Below are 22,208 nucleotides of genomic sequence, written 5' to 3' on the forward strand. Positions count from 1 at the left end.
CATGGACGTCGACATCCCCGAACTGCCCTTCTCCCTGCGCTCGTACGGCCCTGACGGAAACTGGTCGTACGAGAACGGGGTACTCACCGGCTGGGCGGGCGCCCGCCAGGACCGCTTCGTGCCCCCGACGGGCGAGGCCCTGGACCCCGCGTCGGACGCGCCCCGCCTCCTCGGTGCGCCCGAGGGCGACTTCCAGCTGATCGCCCGTGTGACGGTCGGCTTCGCGGCGGCGTTCGACGCGGGGGTTCTCTACCTCCACGTCGGCGACCGGGAGTGGGCCAAGCTCTGCCTCGAGCGGTCGCCGGACGAGGCGACGGTCTGCACGGTCGTCACCCGCGGCCGCTCCGACGACTCGAACGCGTTCGTGGTGGACGGCAGCAGCGTCTGGCTCCGCATCAGCCGCACGGGCTCGGCGTTCGCTTTCCACGCCTCCTTGGACGGGGAGCGCTGGAGGTTCGTCCGGATCTTCTCCCTCGGCGAGGAGAAGACGGCGGGTGCGGCGCTGGTGGGCTTCATGGCGCAGTCCCCTGTCGGGGAGGGGTGCGTGGTGACGTACGACGGGATCGAGTTCCGCCCGAACTGGCCGCGGGGCCTCAGGGATGGTTCCTGACCCTGCGGCCGCGCGCACCGTCCCTGGCGGGATCGGGGAAAGATCAACGTCCCCGCCGCAGCCGCAGCGTCGCCACCCCCGTAACCGCCAGCAACCCCGCCGCGATCAGCAGACTCACCCGCATCCCGGAAACGAAGTCCCCGGCGACAAGCCCCCCGAAGGCCGCGATCCCCAGGCCTCCGGCCACCTGCCGGGCCGAGTTGAGGACCCCCGCGGCAAGACCCGCCCGGTCGGCGGGTACCGCCTCCATCATCGCCGCGGTGAGCGGCGGGATCGTCAGCGCGCAGCCGAGCGCCAGCGGCACCATGAGGAACGCCAGGCCGAGCGCGGGCGTCCCCGCGTCGGCGAACAGCACGAGCAGCAGCAGCCCGGCCACCGCGACCGCCTGCCCCGCCAGCATCGGCGTCCGGGGCCCCACCCGTGCCGCCAGCTTCCCGGCGAAGACATTCGTCACCGCGATGAGCCCGGTCATCGGCAGGAACATGAGACCGGCCCACAGGGCCGAACGCCCCTGCACCTCCTGGAAGAAGAGGCTGAAGACGAAGACGAGGCCGTAGAAGGCGACACTGCACGCGGCCCCGGCCGCGACAGTGATCGCGACCGTCCGGTCGCGGAAGAGGCCGAGCGGCACCACCGGATGCGCCTGTCGCGTCTCCGTCCACAGGAACACCGCCCCCGCCGCCACCGCGACGGCCAGGGCGATCAGACCCGTCGTACCGCCCTCGATCACCGCGAAGGTCAAGGCCGTCAGGGTCAGTACGGCAAGCAACTGCCCCGGCACGTCGAGCGGCGCGGGCCGCCGCTCCGAGCGCGGCGCCCGCAGCAACAGCACGAGCGCCACCGCCCCCAACGGGACGTTGATGAAGAAGATGCCGCTCCAGCCCCACGCAGTGGTCAGCGCACCGCCCGCCACCGGGCCGAGGGCCACCGCCACCGAACCGCCCGCCGCCCACATCGCCACCGCACGCGCCCGCTTGGCCGCGTTCGAGTAGGACTGGCGTACGAGGGAGAGCGAGGCCGGCAGGACCACGGCGGCGGCGACACCCTGCACCACCCGCGCGCCGATCAGCGCGGGAAGGGAGGGAGCGAAGCCGCACGCCACCGATGCGGCGGTGAACACCGCGATGCCGATCGCGTACGACCGGGTCGCGCCGATCCGGTCGGAGAGCGCGCCGGTGGACAGCATCAGGGCGGCGAAGGCGAGGGTGTAGGCGTCCACGACCCACTGGAGGCCGGACATGCCGCCGCCCAGGGAGTCGCCGATCGCGGGCAGCGCCACGTTCACCACGGAGGCGTCGAGCGTGATCAGGGCGAAGCCGAGCATGGCTGCGGCGAGCGTGAGACCGGGGGAGGTGCGGCCCTTGCCGGGCGTGGGGCGGGGCGCAGGAGCCGGTTCCGTCAACTGCCCTGTGGGGCCTGAACCTTCGCGGAGGAGGGGTTTCGTTGCCATGTCCATGAGTCTGCTGGCCAGGGCACGTCTACAGTAGTGGCCTGAATGCCATACCTCCGGAGGTTCTGGCCATGCCCCGCCCCAAGCCTGCCCATCGCCCCCACCGCGTCGCCGTCATCGCGCCCTCACCTGTGTCGATGTTCAATCTCGCGGTCCCCGAGATGCTCCTCGAGAGGGTCGAGGTGGCGGGCGGACCCGGCTACGAAGTGGTCGTCTGCACCCCGCAGCCCGGCGCCATCGCCACCACCGGCGGGCTCAGCCTCCAGGTGGAGCGCGGTCTCGACGCCGTACGGGACGCCGACACCGTCCTCGTCGCGGGCACCGGACACCGCTACGAACCCGACCCCCGGACCGTCGCCGCCGTCCGCGACGCCGCCGCCGCGGGCAGGCGCATCGCGTCCATCTGTAGTGGCGCCTTCGTGCTCGCGGAGGCGGGACTGCTCGACGGGCGCAGCGCGACCACGTACTGGCAGCTCGCCGAAGAGCTGCGCAGCCGCTACCCGGCGCTCGATCTCAAGGGAGACGTCCTCTACGTAGAGGACGGTCAGGTGATGACGTCCTCCGGGTACGCCGCCGGGATCGACCTCTGCCTGCACATCATCCGTACCGACTACGGAGCGGCCGTCGCCAACGAGGTGGCGAGGTCCGCGCTCGTCGCCCCCGTACGGCCAGGCGGCCAGACCCAGTTCACCCAGACCCCGCTCCCGCCCGAGCGCGGCAACGCCTGCGCCGACACCCGGGGCTGGGCCATGCGGCACCTCGACGAGCCGCTCACGCTCACCGACCTGGCCAGACACGCGGGCGTCAGCGTGCGCACCCTCACCCGGCGTTTTCATGCCGAGAGCGGGGTGAGCCCGTTGCAGTGGCTGCTCCACCAGCGCATCGAGCGGGCGAAGGAACTCCTGGAGACGACGTCGCTCGCCATGGACCAGGTGGCCCAGGCCTGCGGTCTCGGCACCGCGGACTCACTCCGCGGCCACCTGGTGCGCCGCACGGGACTCACGCCGAGCGCCTACCGCGTCCAGTTCAGCCGCCTAGGAACTCAAGACTCCCGGAACACGTCTATCGCAGCGTGATCCACTCAGTTCCCCCCACTCCCCCCACTCCCCCCACGACGATGCGGACTGTGATGCCGACCGTCATACGCACCGCACTCACCGCCGATGCCCCCGCCCTGGCGGCCCTGCACGCCCGCGCCCGCGCCACGTACTACCCCGAAGGACTGCCGGACGCGGGCGTCGACGGGACGGCGATGTGGCGGGGAGCGGTCGAGCGCCGTGACGGCCATGTGCTGTGCGCGGTCCGCGAGGGCCGGATCGTGGGCATCGCGTCCTTCCGTACGCCCGATGACGAGGCGGCGGACACCGTGGCGCTCTTCCAGTTCCACGTCGACCCCGACCACTGGCGCGCGGGGGTCGGCGCCGCCCTGCACGCCGCCTGCGTGGAGGAGTGGCGGGCCGACGGCATCCGGACGGCCTCTCTGGACGTCCACCGCGAGAACGGCCGCGCCCAGGCCTTCTACGCCCGCCACGGCTGGCAGCCCGCGGAGCCTGGCGCGGGAGCGGGCACTCACCTGCGGATGCGGCTCTCCGTGACGGCCGGGGAATGAGAAGCGCCGGTCGTACGTTGTTCAACTGACCGGAGGGACCCTCCGCACTGCCCGTACGACCTGAAGAGAGCTAGACACATGCGCGTCGAGATCTGGAGCGACATCGCCTGCCCCTGGTGCTACGTGGGCAAGGCCCGCTTCGAGAAGGCGCTCGCCGCCTTCCCGCACCGCGACGGCGTCGAGGTGGTGCACCGCTCCTTCGAGCTCGATCCTTCGCGGGCCAAGGGCGACAGCGGGCTCGTGATCCCCATGCTCGCCAAGAAGTACGGCATGAGCGAGGAGCAGGCCCAGGAGGCCGAGCGCAACCTCGGAGTGAACGCCTCCTCCGAAGGCCTCGACTACCTCACCGAGGGCCGCGACCACGGCAGCACCTTCGACATGCACCGCCTCCTGCACTTCGCCAGGGAGCAGGGCAGGCAGGACGCGCTGATCGGGCTCCTCTACCGGGCCAACTTCGCCGAGGAGCGTTCCGTCTTCGACGACGAGCGGCTCGTGGAGCTCGCGGTCGAGGCCGGTCTCGACGCGGACGACGCCCGCGCGGTCCTCGCCGACTCCTCCCGTTACGCCGACGACGTACGCACCGACGAGCGCGAGGCCGCCGAACTCGGCGCGAACGGCGTGCCGTTCTTCGTCCTCGACCGCAAGTACGGCGTCTCCGGCGCCCAGCCCGCCGACGTCTTCGCGCAGGCCCTCGATCAGGCGTGGGACAGCCGCTCACCCCTCACCACCCTGGCCGACGGCGACGCCTGCGGCCCCGACGGCTGCGCGGTCCCGCAGACCGGAAGCCACGAAGCGTAAGCAGCGCTAACCGGATGTCTCCACGCATCCGCGATGGACGTGGGCGTGAACGGGCGCGAGAGTTGATGCCATGGGGATCATCAACGGCGCCGAGTTCGCGCCCACGTCGACGTATCTGAACACGGCGAGCTGCGGTCTGCTGCCCGCGCGCGCCGTCGAGGCCATCCAGACCCTCGCGGCGGAGAACAGTGCGGGCAGGCGCGGCGGCGCGGGTGACTTCGAGGTCGTGGACGCCGCCCGCGCGTCCTTCGCGCGGCTCGTCGGCGTGCCTCACGTGCGCGTGGCCAACGGCGGCTCGGTCGCCGTCCACGCCGGACTGATCGCCGCGGCGCAGCGGTCCGGCTCCGAAGTCCTCTTCCCCGAAGGGGACTTCAGCTCGATCATCAACCCCTTCGTGGTGCGCGGTGACCTCAAGATCCGCTACGCGCCCCTTGAAGACCTCGCCGATGCGGTGCGCCCCACCACGGCCCTCGTCGTGTACTCCGCCGTGCAGTCGGCGGACGGCCGGATCGCCGACGACACGGCGCTGCGCGGGGCTGCCGCCGCCCACGGCGCCCGCATCCTCAATGACGCCACGCAGACCGCGGGCTGGCTGCCCTTCGACGCGAGTCTGTACGACTACACCGTCACCGGCGCCTTCAAGTGGCTGCTCTGCCCGCGCGGTACGTCGTTCCTGACGGTGAGCGAGGAGGCGCAGGAGTCCCTCCTCCCGCTGCACGGCGGCTGGCTCGCGGCGGCGGACACCTGGAACTCCACGTACGGCCCGCTCTCGGAACTGGCCCCCGACGCCCGCCGCTACGACGAACCCCCCGCCTTCCTCGCGTACCACGGCGCGGCGGCGGCCCTGGCGTACCTGGAGGAGACCGGCATCGAAGCGGTGCATGCCCACGACACGGCCCTCGCGGCCCGCTACCGCGCAGGACTCGCCGGCCTGGGCCACGAACCGGTCCCCGGCGCATCGCCCATCGTCTCCGTCCCCGGCCTCGCCGACAGGGAGCCCGAGCTGAGCCGTGCCGGGGTCATCACGTCGGCGCGGGCGGGACACCTGCGAGCCTCGTTCCACCTGTACAACACGGAGGCGGACGTGGACCGGATCCTCGACGTGCTGTCCGGCTGAACCCTGGCGCGCCGGGCCGCGGGGCGCTAGGAAGGCAGGACGGGGTGGCCTCACGAGGCGGTGGTGCTGGTGTCAGTGGCCGAACAGCCTGTGAAGGACACGAAGGACACCGATCTGCACCAGCGTCTGGTGTACGGCGACGAGACGGCTCTCGCCGAGGCCTATGACACGTACGGCACCCTCGTCCACCGCATCGCGGGACGCGTCACCCGCAGCCCCGCCGCGGCGGAGGACGTGGCCCAGGAGGTCTTCGCCCATCTCTGGTCGAGGCCCTACGCGTTCGACGTGCGGCGCGGCAGTCTGCGCACCTGGCTCTGACCGTCCTCTACGCCCCTGCGGGCGTCTCTACGCCCCTGCGGGGCAGTCAGCCGTCTCCGTGCACAGATTCGCCTCCACCCGGCCGAGCAGCCGCGTCAGCTCTGCCCGCTCACCCGCGTCGAGCCCGGCCAGCGTCCGCTCCTCGAGCTCGCCCCACGCCACTTCCACGGCCGTCAGCAACCCGCAGCTCGCGTCCGTGGCCTCGACGAGGACCGCTCGGCGGTCGTCCGGGTCCGGGCGGCGCAGGACATGCCCGGCCTGTTCGAGCCGCTGGAGCATCTTGGTGACCGTGGACGGGTCGAGGTCGACGGCCTTGATGAGCTCCGCCTGCCGCACGGCCCCCTTGTCCCACAGGTACATCATCACGAACTCCTGGCCGGGGTAGAGCCCCGCCCCCTTCAGCGCCTTGCCCGCCGCGGTCCGGTGCAGCCGGGCCACCCGGCTCACGGTGTGGCTGACAGGCCCCCGCCGCGCCGCGGTGGGGAGCTCGGTACAGGCGGGGTCGGCCGAGGCTTTCATCGGTACTCCTGAGAGGGGGGCGGTAGCGGGGTGCGGGCCAGCCCCATCAGATTAGCTTGGTCGGCCAAGGAATGAGTTACAGTGACGCTCGGTTCTATTAATTGGCCGACCAATTACATCCCTCTGGGGGCACCTGATGACCACCGCGTTCGATTCGCTCGACCTCTCCGGCACCCCGCTCGGCAACCGCATCGCCATGGCCCCGATGACCCGGAGCCGTGCCGGTGCCGGTGCCACCGCCACCGAGCTCACCGTCGAGTACTACGCCCAGCGCGCGTCGGCGGGCCTGATCATCACGGAGGGCATCCAGCCATCCGCGATAGGCCAGGGCTACCCGGACACTCCCGGCCTGCACTCCGACGGCCAGGTCGAGTCCTGGCGCAAGGTCACCGACGCGGTCCACGCCGCGGGCGGCAAGATCTTCGCCCAGATCATGCACGCCGGTCGCGTCGGTCACCCCGTACTGCTCCCCGACGGTCTGGTGAACGTGGCACCCTCGGCCATCCAGGCCAAGGGGCAGGTCTACACGGCAGAGGGTCCGAAGGACTTCATCACGCCCCGCGAGCTGACCGGCGACGAGGTCCGTGCCACCATCGCCGACTTCGTGGCCGCGGCCCGCAACGCGATCGCCGCGGGCTTCGACGGAGTCGAACTGCACGGCGCCAACGGCTACTTGATCCACCAGTTCCTGGCGCCGGGCTCCAACCAGCGCACCGACGAGTGGGGCGGCACACCGGAGAACCGCATCCGCTTCGCGGTCGAGACAGCACGGGCGGTCGCCGCCGAGATCGGCGCGGCCCGCACCGGCTTCCGCCTCTCGCCCGGCAACCCCTTCAACGACATCTCCGAGCCCCAGGCCGACCTTGAGGCGACGTACACCTCCCTGGCGAAGGAGCTGAGCGCGCTCGACCTCGCGTATCTGCACGTCATGGAGGTGGGCCCGATCCGCGACCTGGTGACGGACCTGCGCGGGAGGTTCGACGGAACCTTCATCCTGAGCCCCGCCACCGAGGGCCCCACCGGACCCGATGCCCTCGCCCTCGTCGAGGACGGCACCGCCGACATCGTCGCGTACGGCGCACTGTTCCTGGCCAACCCCGACCTGCCGGCCCGCCTCAAGGCCGAAGGCCCGTACAACACGCCTGACGCGGCGACGTTCTACGGCGGCACGGAGAAGGGCTACACGGACTACCCGTCGCTGCCCGAGTCATAGAGCCGTAGAGCACGCCCCGCACGCCCCGCACAAAGCGAGCCCGGCACCCCCAGGTGCCGGGCCAACTCCCTTATGGGCCGGGTTACTTCACCGGAGTGAAGTCCCGGGCCCCAATGTAATCCGGCCGCCGGATCGGCGCCGCGAACGGCTCCACCGCAGTGTTCTCCACACTGTTGAAGACGATGAAGACATTGCTGCGCGGGAACGGCGTGATGTTGTCCCCCGAACCGTGCATGGCATTGCAGTCGAACCAGGTCGCGGAGCCTGCCTCACCGGTGAAGAGCCGGATGCCGAAGTCCGAGGCGAGGCTGGTCAGCGTCCCGTCCGAGGGGATGCCCGCGTCCTGCATCTGCAGGGACCGCTTGTAGTTGTCCTTCGGCGTCGCGCCTTCACAGCCGAGGAACGTCTTGTGCGACCCCGGCATGATCATGAGGCCGCCGTTGGTGTCGTGATTCTTGGTGAGCGCGATCGAGACCGAGACGGTTCGCATGTTCGCGAGGCCGTCCTCAGCGTGCCAGGTCTCGAAGTCCGAGTGCCAGTAGAAGCCAGAGGCGCCGAAGCCCGGCTTCACATTGATCCGGGACTGGTGGACGTAGACGTCGGAACCCAGGATCTGCCGGGCCCGTCCTACCACCCTCGGGTCGGCAGCGAGCCTCGCGAACAGCTCGCTGATTTTGTGCACCTCAAAGATGGTGCGAATTTCCTGGGAACGCGGTTCCACGATGGAGCGGTCGTTCTCCCGCATCGTGGGGTCGTCGATCAACCGCTCGAGCTCGGCGTGGTAGACGCTCACCTCGTCGGGCGTGATGAGCTGGTCGATCGCCAGGAATCCGTCCCGTTCGAACCCCGCCAGTTCGTCGGCCACGATGGGCCCAGGCGTACCCGGCTCGGACCACACGACGGGGTCCTTGCGCTCGATGAGGACCTCTTCGGTGCCTCGCGTCGGGTACAGGTCGGCGGTGCGTTCGGGTGCGGTGGTCATGGTGTTGCCTGCCTCTCCTCTCGTACGGCCCTTTCCGGGATGTACACCCCCGCCGCCCAGAGGAAGAGGGCGGCGGGGGAGATTCAGGGGGCGTGCTTCAGCCCTTCAGTGTGGCGCCGTGGCCTTTCGCGCCGTGGCCCTTTCAGGCCGATTCCGGCTCCGGCTCCGTGAGCAGCGGGTACACGCCGTTCTCGTCGTGGTCCTCACGCCCCGTAACGGGCGGGTTGAAGACACAGATGCAGTGGAAGTCCTCCTTGATCCGCATCGTGTGCTTCTCGTTCCCGTCGAGCAGGTACATGGTTCCCGGCGTGATCGTGTACTTCTTGCCGGTCGTGTCGTCGGTCAGCTCGGCCTCGCCCTTGGTGCACACGACGGCTTCGATGTGGTTGGCGTACCACATGGAAGTCTCCGTCCCTGCATACAGGATGGTCTCGTGGACCGAGAAGCCGACGCGCTCCTTGGCGAGCACGATGCGCTTGCTCTCCCAGGTGCCCGAAGCGGCCTTCACGTGCCGGTCGGTGCCTTCAATGTCCTTGAACGAACGGACGATCACGGTGAGTTGGTTCCTTTTCTCTTACGGGGGTGAGGACGTGCTGCGCGGGCCGCCCGGCCGGGGCGGCCCGCGCAGCACTCAGGCGGTCTCGCGCACCGCGCGGGCGAGTGTGCGAAGGCCTTCGTCCAGCTCGTCGGCGGTGATCGTCAGCGCCGGAAGGAGCTTGACGACCTCGCTCTCGGGGCCGGAGGTCTCGATGAGCAGGCCGAGCTCGAAGGCCCGCTTGGCGATGGCGCCCGCACGGTCCTTGTCCAGGAACTCCATGCCCCAGACCATGCCGCGGCCGCGGTACTCCTTGATCGCGTCGGGGTTCTCTTCGACGATCGCGACGAACGCCTCTTCGATCTGCTCGCCGCGGGCACGGGTCTGCTTCTCCATGGCCGGGCCGTCGGACCAGTAGGTCTCCAGGGCGGCGGCGGCCGTGACGAACGCCGCGTTGTTGCCGCGGAAGGTGCCGTTGTGCTCGCCCGGCTCCCAGATGTCCAGCTCGGGCTTGAACAGGGTCAGCGCCATCGGCAGGCCGTAGCCGCTGATGGACTTGGACACCGTCACGATGTCCGGCGTGATGCCCGCCTCCTCGAAGGAGAAGAACGCGCCGGTGCGGCCACAGCCCATCTGGATGTCGTCGACGATGAGCAGCATGTCCCAGCGCTCGCACACGTCGGCGAGCTTGCGGAGCCACTCGGCGCGGGCGACGTTGATGCCGCCCTCGCCCTGCACCGTCTCGACGATCACGGCGGCGGGCTGGTTCAGGCCGGAGCCCTGGTCCTCCAGCAGACGCTCGAACCAGACGAAGTCGGGGGTCGTGCCCTCGAGGTAGCGGTCGAAGGGCATCGGCGTGCCGTGCACCAGCGGGATACCCGCACCGGCGCGCTTGAAGGCGTTGCCGGTCACCGCGAGCGAGCCGAGCGACATGCCGTGGAAGGCGTTCGTGAACGACACGATCGACTCGCGGCCCTTGACCTTGCGCGCCAGCTTCAGCGCGGACTCGACGGCGTTGGTACCCGTCGGGCCCGGGAACATGACCTTGTACGGCAGGTCACGCGGGCGCAGGATGATGTTCTGGAACGACTCGAGGAACGCGCGCTTGGCGGTCGTCGACATGTCCAGGCCGTGGACGATGCTGTCGCGCTCCAGGTAGTCGATCAGGGCGCGTTTGAGGACCGGGTTGTTGTGGCCGTAGTTGAGCGAGCCGGCCCCGGCGAAGAAGTCGAGGTACGAGTGGCCGTCCTCGTCGAACATGCGGCTGCCCTGCGCACGGTCGAAGATGGTGGGCCAACCGCGGCAGTAGCTGCGCACCTCCGACTCCAGGGTCTCGAAGACGCTCAGGTCGGGCTGGGTGATGGTCACAGCAGATCTCCTGGGAGATGGAAAGACGTGGGAGGTGGGGGAGTTGACGGGTGGAGCGTGGGGGGAGGGGCGGAACTCAGCCGAGTGGCTCTTCCGGCCCGATCTGCGCTGTTTTCCCGGTTCCGGCGATCGGCTCTATGAGGAACAGGACCTCGGGCTCGTGCCCCTCGTCGGGGAAGAGCCCCGCGTCGAAGAGCACCGTGCGCTCGACCGTCGCGTCGTGGCGCTTGGCGTACGAGGTGAAGAGCCGCTCGGAGGGGGTGTTGTCCGGCGTGATGGTCGTCTCGACCGAGACCAGCTCCCGGTCGGCGGCGACCTTGGCGGTCAGACCGTCGAGCAGCGCACCGGCAAGGCCGCGGCCGCGGTGCGCCTGGTCGACGGCCACCTGCCAGACCACCAGGGTGCGTGGGCGCTCGGGCCGGATGTAGCCGGTGATGAACCCGGCGGGTTCACCGTTCGAGTCCCGGGCCACCACGGAGGTGGCAGCGAAGTCCCGGCACCACAGCAGGTAGCTGTACGACGAGTTGAGGTCGAGCACCTTCGAGTCGCGGGCGATCCGCCAGATTGCGGCGCCGTCGGCGACGTCAGGAGTGTCGAGTCGCAACCCCTCGGGCATTTTCAGGGAATTCGCTTGCAGGTCGGTCGGTAGATCGGCTTGTGCAGCGGTCATGCGGATTGAATTTACCGAGCAATTTCTATAATTGCATCGGGGGAAGGGGTTCCGTCAGGGCGCTATATGTGTTATCACGCGGGGGTGCGCGCTCGCAGGAAAGCCCGGCGCTATGGCCCGATTTGACGGGGGCATAGCGCACTTAGCGGACATGATGTGGAGTACGTCACAGAACCGTAACTCCCTGGAGATGTGTCCGAATTGCGAGATTGGCGCTGTCGGAATCTTAGTGTTTAGGTGTCCGGAAAGCGGGCAGAAGAATACGGGAAGCTGTGCTGATAAAGTAGATAGAGAAGCAGTGAGGATGCGTCCGTGAATTTACGTAGCGTATTTACGGCCCGGTCACTCCGTCGATGACGAGGTGGACCAGGATCCAGCACAGGCTGACCTCGGCGCCGCCCGTCACGGCCGCCTCCCGCTTGCTCAGCCGCCCGGTGTCGTCCCGTGGACGCCCGGCGCAGAGCTCCGCTCGACCTCGGCCAGATGCTGTACGAGGCCGAGCAGGGTCAGTGACGAGGACGGGACCGATGCGATGCGGGTCTGCGCGTCATCGAGTCCGGCGCACTTGACGGCGAGGGTCCCGCGGTGGAAATCGAGCCAGTCCGCCAGCATGGCCGGTTCGCCGGCGGTCGGGCCGGGAACGGAGCGGCCGTCCGGAAGCTTCGTCATGGCGGTCACGCTGCCATGGCGGTCACGCTGCCATGACGGTCGCTCGGGACGGCCGCTGTTCGCTGTGAGCTTGGTGAGCTGAGCCCGGATGCCTACTGCCAGGCGGCCGTCACCGCACGGCGAGCCGCTTCGAGGTCGACCGCGAGACCGGCCTCGCCCATCGCGGCACCCAGGGCGGCGAGCGAGGCGTGCACGACGCCGCGGGTCGCGTCCGGACCGTAGTGGTTGACCCGGATCATCTCCGTGGCGAGGGCACCGCCACCGGCGACCAGCGGAAGCACCGGGTCCGCGGCGAGCGCCTTGGCGACGAGCTCCGAGGCGTCCACGCCCTCCGGGGCGCGCAGCGTCGTGGCGACGGGAGCGGCGTCCCCCGCCTCATGGACGTACGGCGTGAGGCCGCCGCCCAGAGCGATCGCGCCCGCACGCGTCGCGGCAGCGGCGGTGGCGTGCCGTGCCATCAGCGCGTCGAGCCCCTCCGCCTCGATGCGCTCTACACACGCCTCCAGGGCGAGCATCTCCAACTGGGCGGGGGCGTGAAGCAGCGCCTTGCGCCCGCCGTCGATCCACCGCTCCTTCCAGTCCAGGAGGGAGAGGTAGGAGCGGCGCGGCGCCTTCGGATTGGCGGCGAGCCGCGCCCAGGCCCGCTCGCTCACGGAGACCGCCGAGACACCCGCGGGCCCGCCCATCGCCTTCTGCGCGCCGATCACACACAGGTCCACGCCCCACGCGTCCGGAAGGAGCGGCTCGGCGGCCACCGAGGCGACGGCGTCGAGCATGAAGAGGGCGCCGTGCTCACGTACGACTTCACCGATCTCGGCGACGGGATTGGTGTTGCCGGTCGCGGCTTCGGCATGGACGAGGGAGACGAAGTCGATCTCGGGGTGCTCGGCGAGGGCCTGGCGCACCTGGTCGGCCGTGACGGCGGTGTGGAAGGGCACGGCGAGGTCGACGACCGTCGCACCGCAGTCCCGCAGCCAGTTCCCGAAGGTCTGCCCGTACGGCCCCGTGATGATGTTCAGCGCGGTAGTGCCGGGCTGTGCCGCCCCCCGGATACAGCCCTCCAGGGGCAGCAGCGCCTCGCCCTGCATGATCAGGACGTCCTGCGAGGTGGAGAGCAGCCGGGCGACGCCCTCCTCGATGGAGGCGAAGTGCCGGGCGCTCAAGGGGGCCAGGTCAAGGAATGGATGCGTCGTCACGGTGCTGCTCACTTCGCTGCTCACTTCGCTGTCTACTTCGCTCACGAGTTCGTTCGGGCTGCCGGACCGAGCGTACCGACCGCCTCCTAAGCTGCTGTACATGAGCGATCACACGGTGCTGCACGTGAAGGGGCGGGTGCTCGTCGGCCCGGACGAGGTCCGGGACGAGCTGTGGGTGATCGGGGGCAGGGTGACGTACGAGCGCCCCTCGGTGGCACCGGCGGACGTGACGATCGAGGGCTGGACGCTCCCGGGCCTGGTCGACGCGCACTGTCACGTGGGCCTGGACACGCACGGCCCCGTGGAAGCGGACGTGGCGGAGAAGCAAGCCCTCACCGACCGCGAGATCGGCGCCCTCCTCATCCGCGACGCGGGTTCCCCGTCGGACACCCGCTGGATCGACGACCGCGAAGACCTCCCGAAGATCATCCGGGCGGGCCGCCACATCGCGCGTACGCGCCGCTACATCCGCAACTACGCCCACGAGATCGAGCCTTCCGACCTCGTCGCGTACGTGGCCCAGGAGGCCCGCCGCGGCGACGGCTGGGTCAAGCTGGTCGGCGACTGGATCGACCGCGAGGCCGGGGACCTCACCGCCTGCTGGCCCCGCCCCGAGGTGGAGGCGGCGATCGCGGAGGCGCACCGCCTCGGCGCGCGGGTGACTGCGCACTGCTTCGCCGAGGACTCCCTGCGGGACCTCGTGGAGGCGGGCATCGACTGCATCGAGCACGCGACGGGCCTGACCGAGGAGACGATCCCGCTGTTCGCGGAGAGGGGCGTCGCGATCGTCCCCACGCTGGTGAACATCGCGCTGTTCCCACAGCTCGCGGACGGCGGCGAGTCGAAGTTCCCGCGGTGGTCGCAGCACATGCGGCGGCTGTACGAGCGGCGCTACGACACGGTGCGGGCCGCGTACGACGCGGGGGTGCCGGTGTACGCGGGCACGGACGCGGGAGGCGCGCTGGCCCATGGTCTGGTCGCGGCGGAGGTGGCGGAGCTGCGGCTGGCCGGCATCCCGGCGGTGGACGCGTTGTCGGCGACGACGTGGGGGGCGCGGGAGTGGCTGGGGCGGCCTGGGCTTGTGGAGGGCGCGCCGGCGGACCTCGTCGTGTACGGGGCGGATCCCCGGGAGGACGTACGGGTGCTTGCGGCTCCGCGGAGGGTGGTCCTGAACGGGAGGGTGGTCGGCTAGCGGGTTCTCGTATTGACGGAGCGTTACGTGTGACGCCGTTGGTTCGTTGAACATCATTCGGCCACGGCTCTGGCGTCAACCGATCTGTTCGAGCCAGGGAGTTGCCCGGGTGGCTGGTGGGAACGTGGGTGCCGGAAGATTCGAAAACGAGGGCGGAAACCTCCCTTTGGAGTGAACTCACGCTCGGTCGCTGGCTATTCACTCTAAGTGCGTAAAGATTCCCCCTGTCGATGTTGCCGGTGTCTGTCGCGCTCACGCGATGTCCCCATCCAGCTGAGCGCGAGACACCCGGCGGCTCCGTAACTCTTGTGGGGGTTCCACCACCTTGAACAGCAACACCTTCCGCCTGCCCGCACGTCGCATCGGCGTGATCGCCACCGCCACCGTCCTCGCCGCGGGTCCCGCGGCGCTGGCCACCGCGGGATCCGCATCGGCGACGGGCGGCGACACGGGCAACGACAAGGGCCGCGCGAGCGCCGTCGTGCTGCGCACCGGGCTCGATGTGTCCCTGCTCAACAAGACCCTGAACGTCCCGCTCAAGGTCTCGCTCAACGAAGTACAGGCACCGGCGAGTGCCGAGAAGACCGCGCTCACCGCCGAACTGAACGGGGTCGACGGCGGGCAGCCGTTCAGCGTGCTGCGGGCGGACGTCGCCACCGCGAAGGCGACCGTGGAGCACGGGAAGGCGGAGGGGTACAGCAATATCGCGCGGGCGAAATTGCATGTGCCGGGGCTGCCGCTGCTGTCCCTGATCGAGGTCGAGCAGGTCACGTCCAAGGCCGTCTGCGCGGCGGGGAAGCGGCCAGTCGCCGAGGCGAATCTGCTGGGCGGGGTGACGGTGCTCGGCAAGAAGGTCACGCTGTCGGCGGGCGGGCCGACCCAGGTGACGGTGCCGGGGGTCGGGGAGGTGCGGCTCGACCTGTCCAAGACGCACACGACGTCACGTACGGCGGCGGCGTCCGCGCTCGAGCTGAAGGTGTCCGTGAATCCCCTGAAGCTGAATGTGGCGGAGGTGGAGGGGACGTTGACGCTGGCCGGGGCGTCGTGCGAGTCGCCGGTGGCTGCGGGGGCGGCGAAGCCGCAGGGGGGTGTGCCGGAGAAGCCGGTTGCGCCGAAGGCGGCGAAGCCTGCGGAGGCGAACCTCGCCGAGACCGGGGGGAGTTCGATGACTCCGTACATCGCTGGTGGTGCGGTGGTGCTGCTTGCCGCGGGGGGTGGGGCGGTGGTGATGGCCCGGCGGGGACGTAGGGGCTGACGCCGGGCAGTTTCTTTCCCCAGCCCCGCCCCTTCCCGGCTGTGACATTTGCGGCTCCGCCGCGGGCGGCTGGACCGGGGTCTGGGGCGGAGCCCCTGCGCGGCGGAGCCGCCAATTGATACAGCCGGGAAGGAAGGGGCGGGGTGGGGGAAATTCTCATGGCCTCAGCCGCCCAGCACCGCCCGTACCGCCCCAAGCAGCCGATCCGTCGTCCCCCGGTCACGTACCGCCACCCGCAGCCACTCAGCCCCGAGCCCCGGGAACGTATCGCCACGCCGCAAGGCGAAGCCCCGGTCCCGCAGGCGTTCGCGGAGGGCCGGGGCCTCCGGGGCCCGGAGCAGGATGAAGGGGCCCTCGGGGTTCTCCATGGCCCGCACCCCGGCGGAGGCGAACTCCGCGAGCCCGCCCAGTAGATGGGCCCGGTCGGCAGCGATCTGCCGGGCCGCCTCAGCCGCCTCCGCCAGAGCGTCCGGCGCCATACACGCCTCCGCCGCCGCGAGCGCGGGAGACGACACCGGCCACAGCGGCTGCGCCGCGGCCAGCGTGGCGATCGTCTCCGGGTCGGAGAGGACGTAGCCGATCCGCAGCCCCGCCAGGCCCCACGTCTTGGTGAGGCTTCGCAGCACCACGAGGCCGGGCACGTCCGTCCGCCCCGCAAGGGCTTCCCGCTCACCCGGCACCGCGTCCATGAACGCCTCGTCCACCACCAACACCCGCCCGGGGCGGGCGAGTTCGGTGATCGAGGCCGCCGGGTGCAGGACGGACGTCGGGTTCGTCGGGTTGCCGATCACCACCAGGTCGGCCGACTCCGGGACGGCGCCCGGAGTCAGCCGGAATCCGTCGGACTCCCGCAGCAGTACCCGCCCCACCACATGCCCCGCATCCCGCAGAGCCGCCTCCGGCTCCGTGAACTGCGGGTGTACCACCACCGGCTGACGCACCTTCAGAGCGCGTGCGAGGAGTACGAAAGCCTCCGCCGCGCCCGACGTGAGGAGCACCCGGTCCGGCGTCACACCGTGCCGCGCCGCCACCGCAGCCTGCGCCGCCCGGCCGTCCGGATAGGCGGCCAGGCCGTCGAGCGAGGCGGCGAGGTGCCGCTTCAGCCAGGCCGGTGGCGTGTTCGCGCGGACGTTGACCGCCAGGTCCGTGAGACCGGCGGTGCCCCGGACCTCGGCATCCCCGTGATGCCGGAGATCCGGATCGCCGCCGCGCTCAACGGCAGCCTCAGCCTCAGTCTCAGTGGGAGTGCGCATGAGTTCCGTGGTGGTGCCCGTGGCCATGACCGTGGCCGTGGTCCCCGTCGTCATCCGGGTGGAAGTGCGGCTGCTGCGGAAGCCCCACCTTGTCCTCGAAGCCGGGCAGCGCGATGCGGTAGACGCAGGAGTCGCAGTTCATCCGCAGATCCCCCTTGACCGCCTCCCGGTAGCGCTCCATGACGAGGTCGAGCAGCTCCTCCTCGGGGCCGATCACGTCCGCCGAGCGCACCTCCGTCTCGGGGTGCGCAGCCGCCCAGCCCTCCGTCTGGTGGCGGACGCGGTCCGGCAGGATGCCGGTGAAGAGGAAGTAGGGCAGGACCACGATCCGCTTGGCACCCAGGCGTACGCAGCGGTCGAGGCCCGACGGCACGTCCGGCGCCGCGAGCGACACGAACGCCGTCTCCACGCCCGCGTAACCGCGCCCCTCCCACAGCAGCCGCGCCGCCTTGTGCACCTCGGCGTTGGCGTCCGGGTCGGTCGAACCGCGGCCCACGAGGAGCACCGTGACGTCCGCGCGGTCCTCGGGCGTGCGGGACGAGCCGCCGAGCGCCTCGTCCAGGCGGCGGTCGAGGACCTTCAGGAGCGAGGGGTGCGGGCCGAGCGGGCGGCCGTAGGTGTACGAGATGCCGGGGTGGCGCTCCTTCTCGCGGGTGAGCGCCGCGGGGATGTCACCCTTGGCGTGCCCGGCCGACACCAGCATCAGCGGAACGGCCGCGAAACGTTTCACGCCCCGCTCCACGAGATCGGTGACCGCGTCGCCGAGCGGCGGCGGTGACAGCTCGATGAAGCCTCCGGCGACCGGGAGTTCGGGGTTGCGGCGGGCGAGCTCCTGCACGAAGTCCCGGAAGGCGGCGGCCCCGGCCTCGTCACGGGTGCCGTGTCCGGCGATGAGCAGTGCGGGCGGGGTGGTCACTGAGACTCCTTGGATACTTCGGATACTTCGGATACTTCGAATACGTCGGTTGTTGTTTCGTTCGCATCGACTGACGGCGCCGGGTGGTACAGCAATGCGTTCAGCGCCGCGGCCGCCACCGCCGAACCGCCCTTCTCCGACACGTTGCTGACAGCGGGAAGACCGCTCTCGCGCAGTGCGGCCTTGGACTCCGCCGCCCCCACGAAGCCGACCGGCAGGCCGATCACAAGGGCGGGTGCCGCGTCCAGGACGAGGAGTTCCTCCAGGGCGGTCGGCGCGCAGCCGATCACCCAGAGCGCTCCGGGGCCCACTTCCTCGTACGCGAGACGGATCGCGTGGGCCGAACGGGTCAGCCCGGAAGAGGACTTGGCGTCCTTGAGGCGGCAGACGGACCGCCGCTTGGTGATGCCCGCCGCGACCATCTCCACGTCGGCGACGACGGGCGCACCCGCATGCAGCGCCGCGTGGGCGGCCACCAGGGCGTCCTCGTCGGTGACGAGGTCCGTCGCGTAGTCGAGGTCGGCGGCGGAGTGGATGACGCGCTCCACCACCGCGCGGGTCAGCGGCGCGAAGTGCGAGGTGTCCAGGCGGGCGCGGAGCCGCCGGAACGACTCCTGCTCGATGGGGTGGACGACACGGGTCACTTGGTCACCTCCGACTGGTCCGAGTGCTGCCAGCGGTAGCCGCGCGGGGTCACCATGCGGCCCGCGATCTCGCGGGTCGCGGTGTTGCCGACCGTCACGACCGTCATCATGTCGACGATCGCCGGGTCGAGTTCACCGATCGTGCTCAGGCGTGCGGACTCGTCAGGGCGAGAGGCGTTGCGTACGACACCGACCGGTGTCGTGGGTTCGCGGTGCTCGGCGAGGATCGACAGGGCCTTCGGCAGCTGCCAGTCGCGGCCCCGGCTGCGCGGGTTGTAGAAGGTGACGATGATGTCCGCCTCCGCCGCCGCACGCACCCGGCGCTCGATGACCTCCCACGGGGTGTGCAGGTCGGACAGGCTGATGGACACGTGGTCGTGGCCGAGCGGTGCGCCCAGGATCGCCGCCGCCGCGAGCGCGGCCGTCACGCCCGGTACGCCGATGACGTCGATGTCGTCGCTCGCCTCGGCGAGCGCGGGCGATGCCATCGCGTACACGCCCGCGTCACCGGACCCGATCAGCGCCACCGCCTGGCCCTTCTGAGCCTCCAGGACGGCGGTACGCGCCCGCTCCTCCTCGGCGCCGAGGCCGGACTCGATGAGCTTCGTGCCGGGCCTGAGCAGGTCACGGATCTGGTCGACGTACTGGTCGAGGCCGACAAGGACCGAAGCCCTGCGCAGCTCGTCGCGGGCCCGGGGGGTCAGCAGATCACGCGCGCCGGGGCCGAGCCCGACCACCGCGAGCCGTCCACGGGGGGCGCGGCGCACGACGGCACAGGTCGCCATGGGGGCGCGGCCCTCGGGCGCCGACTTCCGCTTGGGGACGAGGAGTTCACCGCCGTCGCGCAGGGCGGCGGCCTCCGCCACGGAGGGTGTTCCGACGGCGGCCAGTGGCGCGTCGGAGGGGTTCGGTACATCCACCCCGGCCAGCTCGTCGGCCGCGTACGTCACCACCGGCACCCTGAGCCGGGCCGCCGTCTCGACGATGCCGGGTTCGTCGGCCTTCGCGTCGACGGTCGCCAACGCGGCTATGGACGCGGGGGAGAGTCCCGCGTCACGGAGCGTGTCCTTGACGAGCCCGAGGACTTCCTCGGTGGACGCGCCCTTACTGGCGCCGACGCCCACGACGAGGGACGGCGGCCGCAACACGACCTCACCCGGACCGAGTTCGAGCTCCCGGTCCGTCACCCGGATGACCGGCTGTCCCTGCTGTCCCTGCCGAGGCGTGACGTTGGACGGCAACGCGGGCAGCGGGTAGCTCAACTCGGCGTGCAGGGCGACCTGTTCGCCGTCGAGGACCGCACGGGTGACCCCGGCGACATCTCCCTCCACGGGGATCCCCAGGGTGTCGAGCCCCGGCACATCCACGGAGTCGGTCGCCGTCGTCACGACGGGTGTGGCGCCCAGCACATCCCCCACCTCCTGGGCAAGGGTGTTCGCGCCCCCCTCGTGCCCGCCCAACAGGGCGACAGCGAACCGCCCCGCCTCGTCGACACATACGACCCCGGGGTCGACATCCTTCCCCCGGAGGAGAGGCGCGAGGAGCCGCACCACCGCGCCGGTGGCGAGAAAGCACACCACCTGCTCGCATTCGCCGAAGGCCCGCTCCAGCGCCTCCCGAACGGGACCCTCGTACACCCGCGTCCGCGAGGACCACGTCGTGGCGAGACGGTCGCGTGCCGCGCCGCCCGCCGCCGTGGCGGAGATCAGGCCGATCACTGAACTACTCCTTCAGGCAAGGAAGATGAGGGGCGGGTGCCCCACACCAGGAAGACCGGATTGGCCGCCGCGAGCCGTGTGACCTCACCGGGCAGCGGCGCGAGCCGCGACGATTGCAGCAGTACGCCGTCGCAGTCGTACCCGGCACCGGTCAGGGCGGCTTGTACGGCAGGGACCCGGTCGATCGCGGCCATGGCGACCACCACGGTCCGCCGGGCCCGCCGCGCGCACGCGGTCACGATGGCGGGCAGCTCACGGCCCCCGCCGCCGATGAACACCGCGTCCGGGTCGGCGAGATCGGAGAGGACGGTGGGCGCGGCCCCGTGCACAGTGCGTACGTCGACGCCGTGCGCCGCCGCGTTGGCGCGGACACGTTCGACGCCGTCGGCGGTCTTCTCGACGGCGACGACGGCCGCGCCGAACCGCGCGCACTCCACGGCGACGGAGCCGGAGCCCGCGCCGATGTCCCACACCAGGTCGCCCAGGCGCGGACCGATCCTGGCCAGGGCGAGCGCCCGCACCTCGAACTTGGTGATCATCGAGTCGCGGTGGGCGAACTCGCTCTCGTCCAGGGCCCATCGGTCGGGGGAGGGGCGGGGTCCGGCGACGGTACGCACGGGCGTGAGGGCCCGTGCCTCGTCGATGCAGAGCACGACGCTCACCCCGGAACCCCAGTCGCGGGCGGCGGCCTCCGTGGGCGTGACCCGCTCGACGCGCTCGTTCTCGGGGTCACCCAGGGCGTGGGCGACGACGAGGGTACGGGTGGCGGAGGGGCGCATCAGCTCGGCCCCGAGTTCGGCGGGGCCGCTGCCGGGGCCGGTCAGGACGGCGACCTTGGGGTGCGCCCGGCAGGCGTGCACGGCGGTGCGCAGGTCACGCCCGTGGGCGCTGACCACCACCGCGTCGTCCCACGGAAGCCCGATCCGGGCGAAGGCGGTGGCGACGGAGGAGACGCCGGGCCGGACGTCGAGCGCGGCGGGCCCGAACCGCTCGGCGAGCGCCCGCACGATCCCGAAGAAGCCGGGGTCCCCGGAGGCGAGCACGACGACACCGCCGCCCTCCGTCGCCGCATCCGCTTTGGCCAGGTGCTGCTCGATGGCCTCGAAGGCGGGAGCGAGCGGCCCGAGCACCACTCTGGCCGTCGTCGGCGGCAGCTCGGCGGCGTCGATGTGCCGCAGGCCGCCGACGACGAGCCCCGCGGCACGCACCGCTTCGAGGGCCGCCGAATCGAGCGGCGCCCCCGTCCCCGTACCGACGACAGTGATCACGATTTCGCCTTCTCGGCGCGCAGCGCGGCCCGTGCCTGCGGGTCTGCCTTGCGGAAGCCGTGGAAGTGGCCGGGGTGGTACAGGTGCGAGCGCGTACCGGTCGCGGCGAGGGCGGGGCCGACCAGGAAGAGGGTGTGCTTCCAGAGCCTGTGCTCCTTGACCGTCTCTTCGAGGGTCTCGATGGTGCAGGTCAGGATGAGCTCCTCGGGCCAGGTCGCCTGGTACGCGACGACGACGGGCGTGGTCGTCGGGTAGCCGCCCTCCAGGAGCTCCCGCACCAGCTGGCCGCTGCGCGCCGCCGAGAGGAACAGCGCCATCGTCGTGCCGTGGCGCGCGAACTCGCGCACCTCCTCGCCGGGCGGCATCGGCGTCTTGCCGCCGCCGAGCCGGGTGAGGATCACGGACTGCGCGACCTCGGGGATCGTCAGCTCGCGCTGCGCGATCGCCGCGACCGCCGAGAACGACGAGACGCCGGGCACGATCTCGGTCTCCACGCCGAGCGCGGCGCACCGGTCGACCTGCTCCTGGGTGCCGCCCCACAGGGCGGGGTCACCGGAGTGGATCCGGGCCACCTTCAGCCCTTCGGTGGCGGCCCGCTCGTAGACGGCGACCACCTCTTCGAGCGACATCGTCGCCGAGTCGAGGATCTCTGACCCTTCGCGCGCATGATCGAGAACCTCCGCCTGCACCAGGCTGGCCGCCCAGATGACGACATCGGCGTCCGCGATGGCTCGTGCGGCACGGAACGTGAGCAGGTCGGCGGCGCCGGGCCCTGCCCCGACAAAGGTCACCTTGCCGGTGGTGGCTTCGGCGTCGGCCATGGGGAGAGTTCCTCTCGTACGAAACAAAAAACGATGGGTGTCCGCCCCGCGCTGACGTGCGGGGCAGGGGGTCAATCGGCTAGCAAG

22 protein-coding genes and 1 pseudogene are annotated in these 22,208 nt (G+C 70.9%); 9 read left to right on the forward strand and 14 right to left on the reverse strand.

The window, feature by feature from the left end:
- Position 1: 1 nt before the first annotated feature.
- Positions 2-610, forward strand: coding sequence for a DUF1349 domain-containing protein (locus ACGFSB_RS15980; protein WP_393398935.1), 609 nt, complete (start codon positions 2-4; stop codon positions 608-610).
- Positions 611-653: 43 nt separating this feature from the next.
- On the opposite strand, the gene ACGFSB_RS15985 is transcribed toward ACGFSB_RS15980, so the two are convergent.
- The gene (locus ACGFSB_RS15985; RefSeq protein ID WP_393398937.1) at positions 654-2,060 is read right to left on the reverse strand and encodes an MFS transporter; all 1,407 of its coding nucleotides are present in this window, start codon (positions 2,058-2,060) and stop codon (positions 654-656) included.
- Positions 2,061-2,131: 71 nt separating this feature from the next.
- Between ACGFSB_RS15985 and ACGFSB_RS15990 the strand changes: the two genes are divergently transcribed.
- The 5 genes and pseudogenes from ACGFSB_RS15990 to ACGFSB_RS16010 form a co-directional block, all read left to right on the forward strand.
- Positions 2,132-3,136 carry a GlxA family transcriptional regulator gene (locus ACGFSB_RS15990; protein ID WP_393398939.1) on the forward strand — a complete coding sequence of 335 codons (1,005 nt, stop codon included), beginning with the start codon at positions 2,132-2,134 and terminating at the stop codon, positions 3,134-3,136.
- A 53-nt stretch (positions 3,137-3,189) separates the two neighbouring features.
- A complete protein-coding gene (locus tag ACGFSB_RS15995) occupies positions 3,190-3,669 on the forward strand; it encodes a GNAT family N-acetyltransferase (protein ID WP_393398941.1) in 480 nt (159 codons plus the stop codon).
- A gap of 78 nt (positions 3,670-3,747) precedes the next feature.
- Positions 3,748-4,467, forward strand: coding sequence for a DsbA family oxidoreductase (locus ACGFSB_RS16000; RefSeq protein ID WP_393398943.1), 720 nt, complete (start codon positions 3,748-3,750; stop codon positions 4,465-4,467).
- A gap of 70 nt (positions 4,468-4,537) precedes the next feature.
- Complete coding sequence (locus ACGFSB_RS16005) at positions 4,538-5,584, forward strand: aminotransferase class V-fold PLP-dependent enzyme (protein ID WP_393398945.1); 1,047 nt, start codon at positions 4,538-4,540, stop codon at positions 5,582-5,584.
- Positions 5,585-5,653: 69 nt separating this feature from the next.
- Positions 5,654-5,899: pseudogene (locus ACGFSB_RS16010) on the forward strand (sigma factor); the annotation flags it as partial.
- A gap of 30 nt (positions 5,900-5,929) precedes the next feature.
- Here ACGFSB_RS16010 and ACGFSB_RS16015 read toward each other — a convergent pair.
- The gene (locus tag ACGFSB_RS16015; RefSeq protein WP_393398947.1) at positions 5,930-6,421 is read right to left on the reverse strand and encodes a MarR family winged helix-turn-helix transcriptional regulator; all 492 of its coding nucleotides are present in this window, start codon (positions 6,419-6,421) and stop codon (positions 5,930-5,932) included.
- A 136-nt stretch (positions 6,422-6,557) separates the two neighbouring features.
- Here ACGFSB_RS16015 and ACGFSB_RS16020 point away from each other — a divergent pair, with 136 nt between their 5' ends.
- The gene (locus tag ACGFSB_RS16020; RefSeq protein WP_393398949.1) at positions 6,558-7,634 is read left to right on the forward strand and encodes an alkene reductase; all 1,077 of its coding nucleotides are present in this window, start codon (positions 6,558-6,560) and stop codon (positions 7,632-7,634) included.
- 82 nt (positions 7,635-7,716) lie between these two features.
- Here the strand turns inward: ACGFSB_RS16020 and thpD are convergent, their stop codons facing one another.
- The 6 genes from thpD to ACGFSB_RS16050 form a co-directional block, all read right to left on the reverse strand.
- Positions 7,717-8,616, reverse strand: coding sequence for an ectoine hydroxylase (thpD, locus tag ACGFSB_RS16025; protein WP_393398951.1), 900 nt, complete (start codon positions 8,614-8,616; stop codon positions 7,717-7,719).
- A gap of 142 nt (positions 8,617-8,758) precedes the next feature.
- On the reverse strand, positions 8,759-9,169 hold the full coding sequence (locus tag ACGFSB_RS16030; RefSeq protein WP_393398953.1) for an ectoine synthase: 411 nt from the start codon (positions 9,167-9,169) through the stop codon (positions 8,759-8,761).
- A gap of 78 nt (positions 9,170-9,247) precedes the next feature.
- Positions 9,248-10,519 carry a diaminobutyrate--2-oxoglutarate transaminase gene (gene ectB / locus ACGFSB_RS16035; RefSeq protein ID WP_393398955.1) on the reverse strand — a complete coding sequence of 424 codons (1,272 nt, stop codon included), beginning with the start codon at positions 10,517-10,519 and terminating at the stop codon, positions 9,248-9,250.
- 76 nt (positions 10,520-10,595) lie between these two features.
- Positions 10,596-11,189, reverse strand: a complete 594-nt coding sequence (gene ectA, locus ACGFSB_RS16040; RefSeq protein WP_393398957.1) for a diaminobutyrate acetyltransferase — start codon at positions 11,187-11,189, stop codon at positions 10,596-10,598.
- 423 nt (positions 11,190-11,612) lie between these two features.
- On the reverse strand, positions 11,613-11,858 hold the full coding sequence (locus tag ACGFSB_RS16045; protein WP_393398959.1) for a DUF664 domain-containing protein: 246 nt from the start codon (positions 11,856-11,858) through the stop codon (positions 11,613-11,615).
- 92 nt (positions 11,859-11,950) lie between these two features.
- Positions 11,951-13,054 carry a pyridoxal-phosphate-dependent aminotransferase family protein gene (locus ACGFSB_RS16050; protein WP_393398961.1) on the reverse strand — a complete coding sequence of 368 codons (1,104 nt, stop codon included), beginning with the start codon at positions 13,052-13,054 and terminating at the stop codon, positions 11,951-11,953.
- Positions 13,055-13,154: 100 nt separating this feature from the next.
- Here ACGFSB_RS16050 and ACGFSB_RS16055 point away from each other — a divergent pair, with 100 nt between their 5' ends.
- Together ACGFSB_RS16055 and ACGFSB_RS16060 are read left to right on the forward strand one after the other, a co-directional pair.
- A complete protein-coding gene (locus ACGFSB_RS16055; RefSeq protein ID WP_393398963.1) occupies positions 13,155-14,246 on the forward strand; it encodes an amidohydrolase family protein in 1,092 nt (363 codons plus the stop codon).
- 325 nt (positions 14,247-14,571) lie between these two features.
- On the forward strand, positions 14,572-15,501 hold the full coding sequence (locus ACGFSB_RS16060; protein ID WP_393398965.1) for an SCO1860 family LAETG-anchored protein: 930 nt from the start codon (positions 14,572-14,574) through the stop codon (positions 15,499-15,501).
- A gap of 164 nt (positions 15,502-15,665) precedes the next feature.
- Here the strand turns inward: ACGFSB_RS16060 and cobC are convergent, their stop codons facing one another.
- The 6 genes from cobC to cobM are packed head-to-tail and all read right to left on the reverse strand — an operon-like array spanning position 15,666 to position 22,121.
- Positions 15,666-16,754: an Rv2231c family pyridoxal phosphate-dependent protein CobC gene (gene cobC, locus ACGFSB_RS16065; protein ID WP_393398967.1), complete on the reverse strand. Its 1,089-nt coding sequence runs from the start codon at positions 16,752-16,754 to the stop codon at positions 15,666-15,668.
- Positions 16,738-17,670, reverse strand: coding sequence for a sirohydrochlorin chelatase (locus tag ACGFSB_RS16070; RefSeq protein ID WP_393398969.1), 933 nt, complete (start codon positions 17,668-17,670; stop codon positions 16,738-16,740). The genes cobC and ACGFSB_RS16070 overlap by 17 nt, the downstream gene beginning before the upstream one ends.
- Complete coding sequence (locus ACGFSB_RS16075) at positions 17,667-18,314, reverse strand: precorrin-8X methylmutase (RefSeq protein WP_393398971.1); 648 nt, start codon at positions 18,312-18,314, stop codon at positions 17,667-17,669. Before ACGFSB_RS16075 ends, ACGFSB_RS16070 begins: the two co-directional genes overlap by 4 nt.
- The gene (cobJ, locus tag ACGFSB_RS16080) at positions 18,311-20,032 is read right to left on the reverse strand and encodes a precorrin-3B C(17)-methyltransferase (RefSeq protein ID WP_393398973.1); all 1,722 of its coding nucleotides are present in this window, start codon (positions 20,030-20,032) and stop codon (positions 18,311-18,313) included. The genes ACGFSB_RS16075 and cobJ overlap by 4 nt, the downstream gene beginning before the upstream one ends.
- Positions 20,029-21,300 (reverse strand): precorrin-6y C5,15-methyltransferase (decarboxylating) subunit CbiE, encoded by a 1,272-nt coding sequence (cbiE, locus tag ACGFSB_RS16085; RefSeq protein WP_393398976.1) that lies wholly within the window; start codon positions 21,298-21,300, stop codon positions 20,029-20,031. Before cbiE ends, cobJ begins: the two co-directional genes overlap by 4 nt.
- Positions 21,297-22,121, reverse strand: a complete 825-nt coding sequence (gene cobM / locus ACGFSB_RS16090) for a precorrin-4 C(11)-methyltransferase (protein WP_393398979.1) — start codon at positions 22,119-22,121, stop codon at positions 21,297-21,299. Before cobM ends, cbiE begins: the two co-directional genes overlap by 4 nt.
- Positions 22,122-22,208 lie beyond the last annotated feature (87 nt).

Source organism: Streptomyces sp. NPDC048441 (genome assembly GCF_043200235.1).
Taxonomy (GTDB): domain Bacteria; phylum Actinomycetota; class Actinomycetes; order Streptomycetales; family Streptomycetaceae; genus Streptomyces.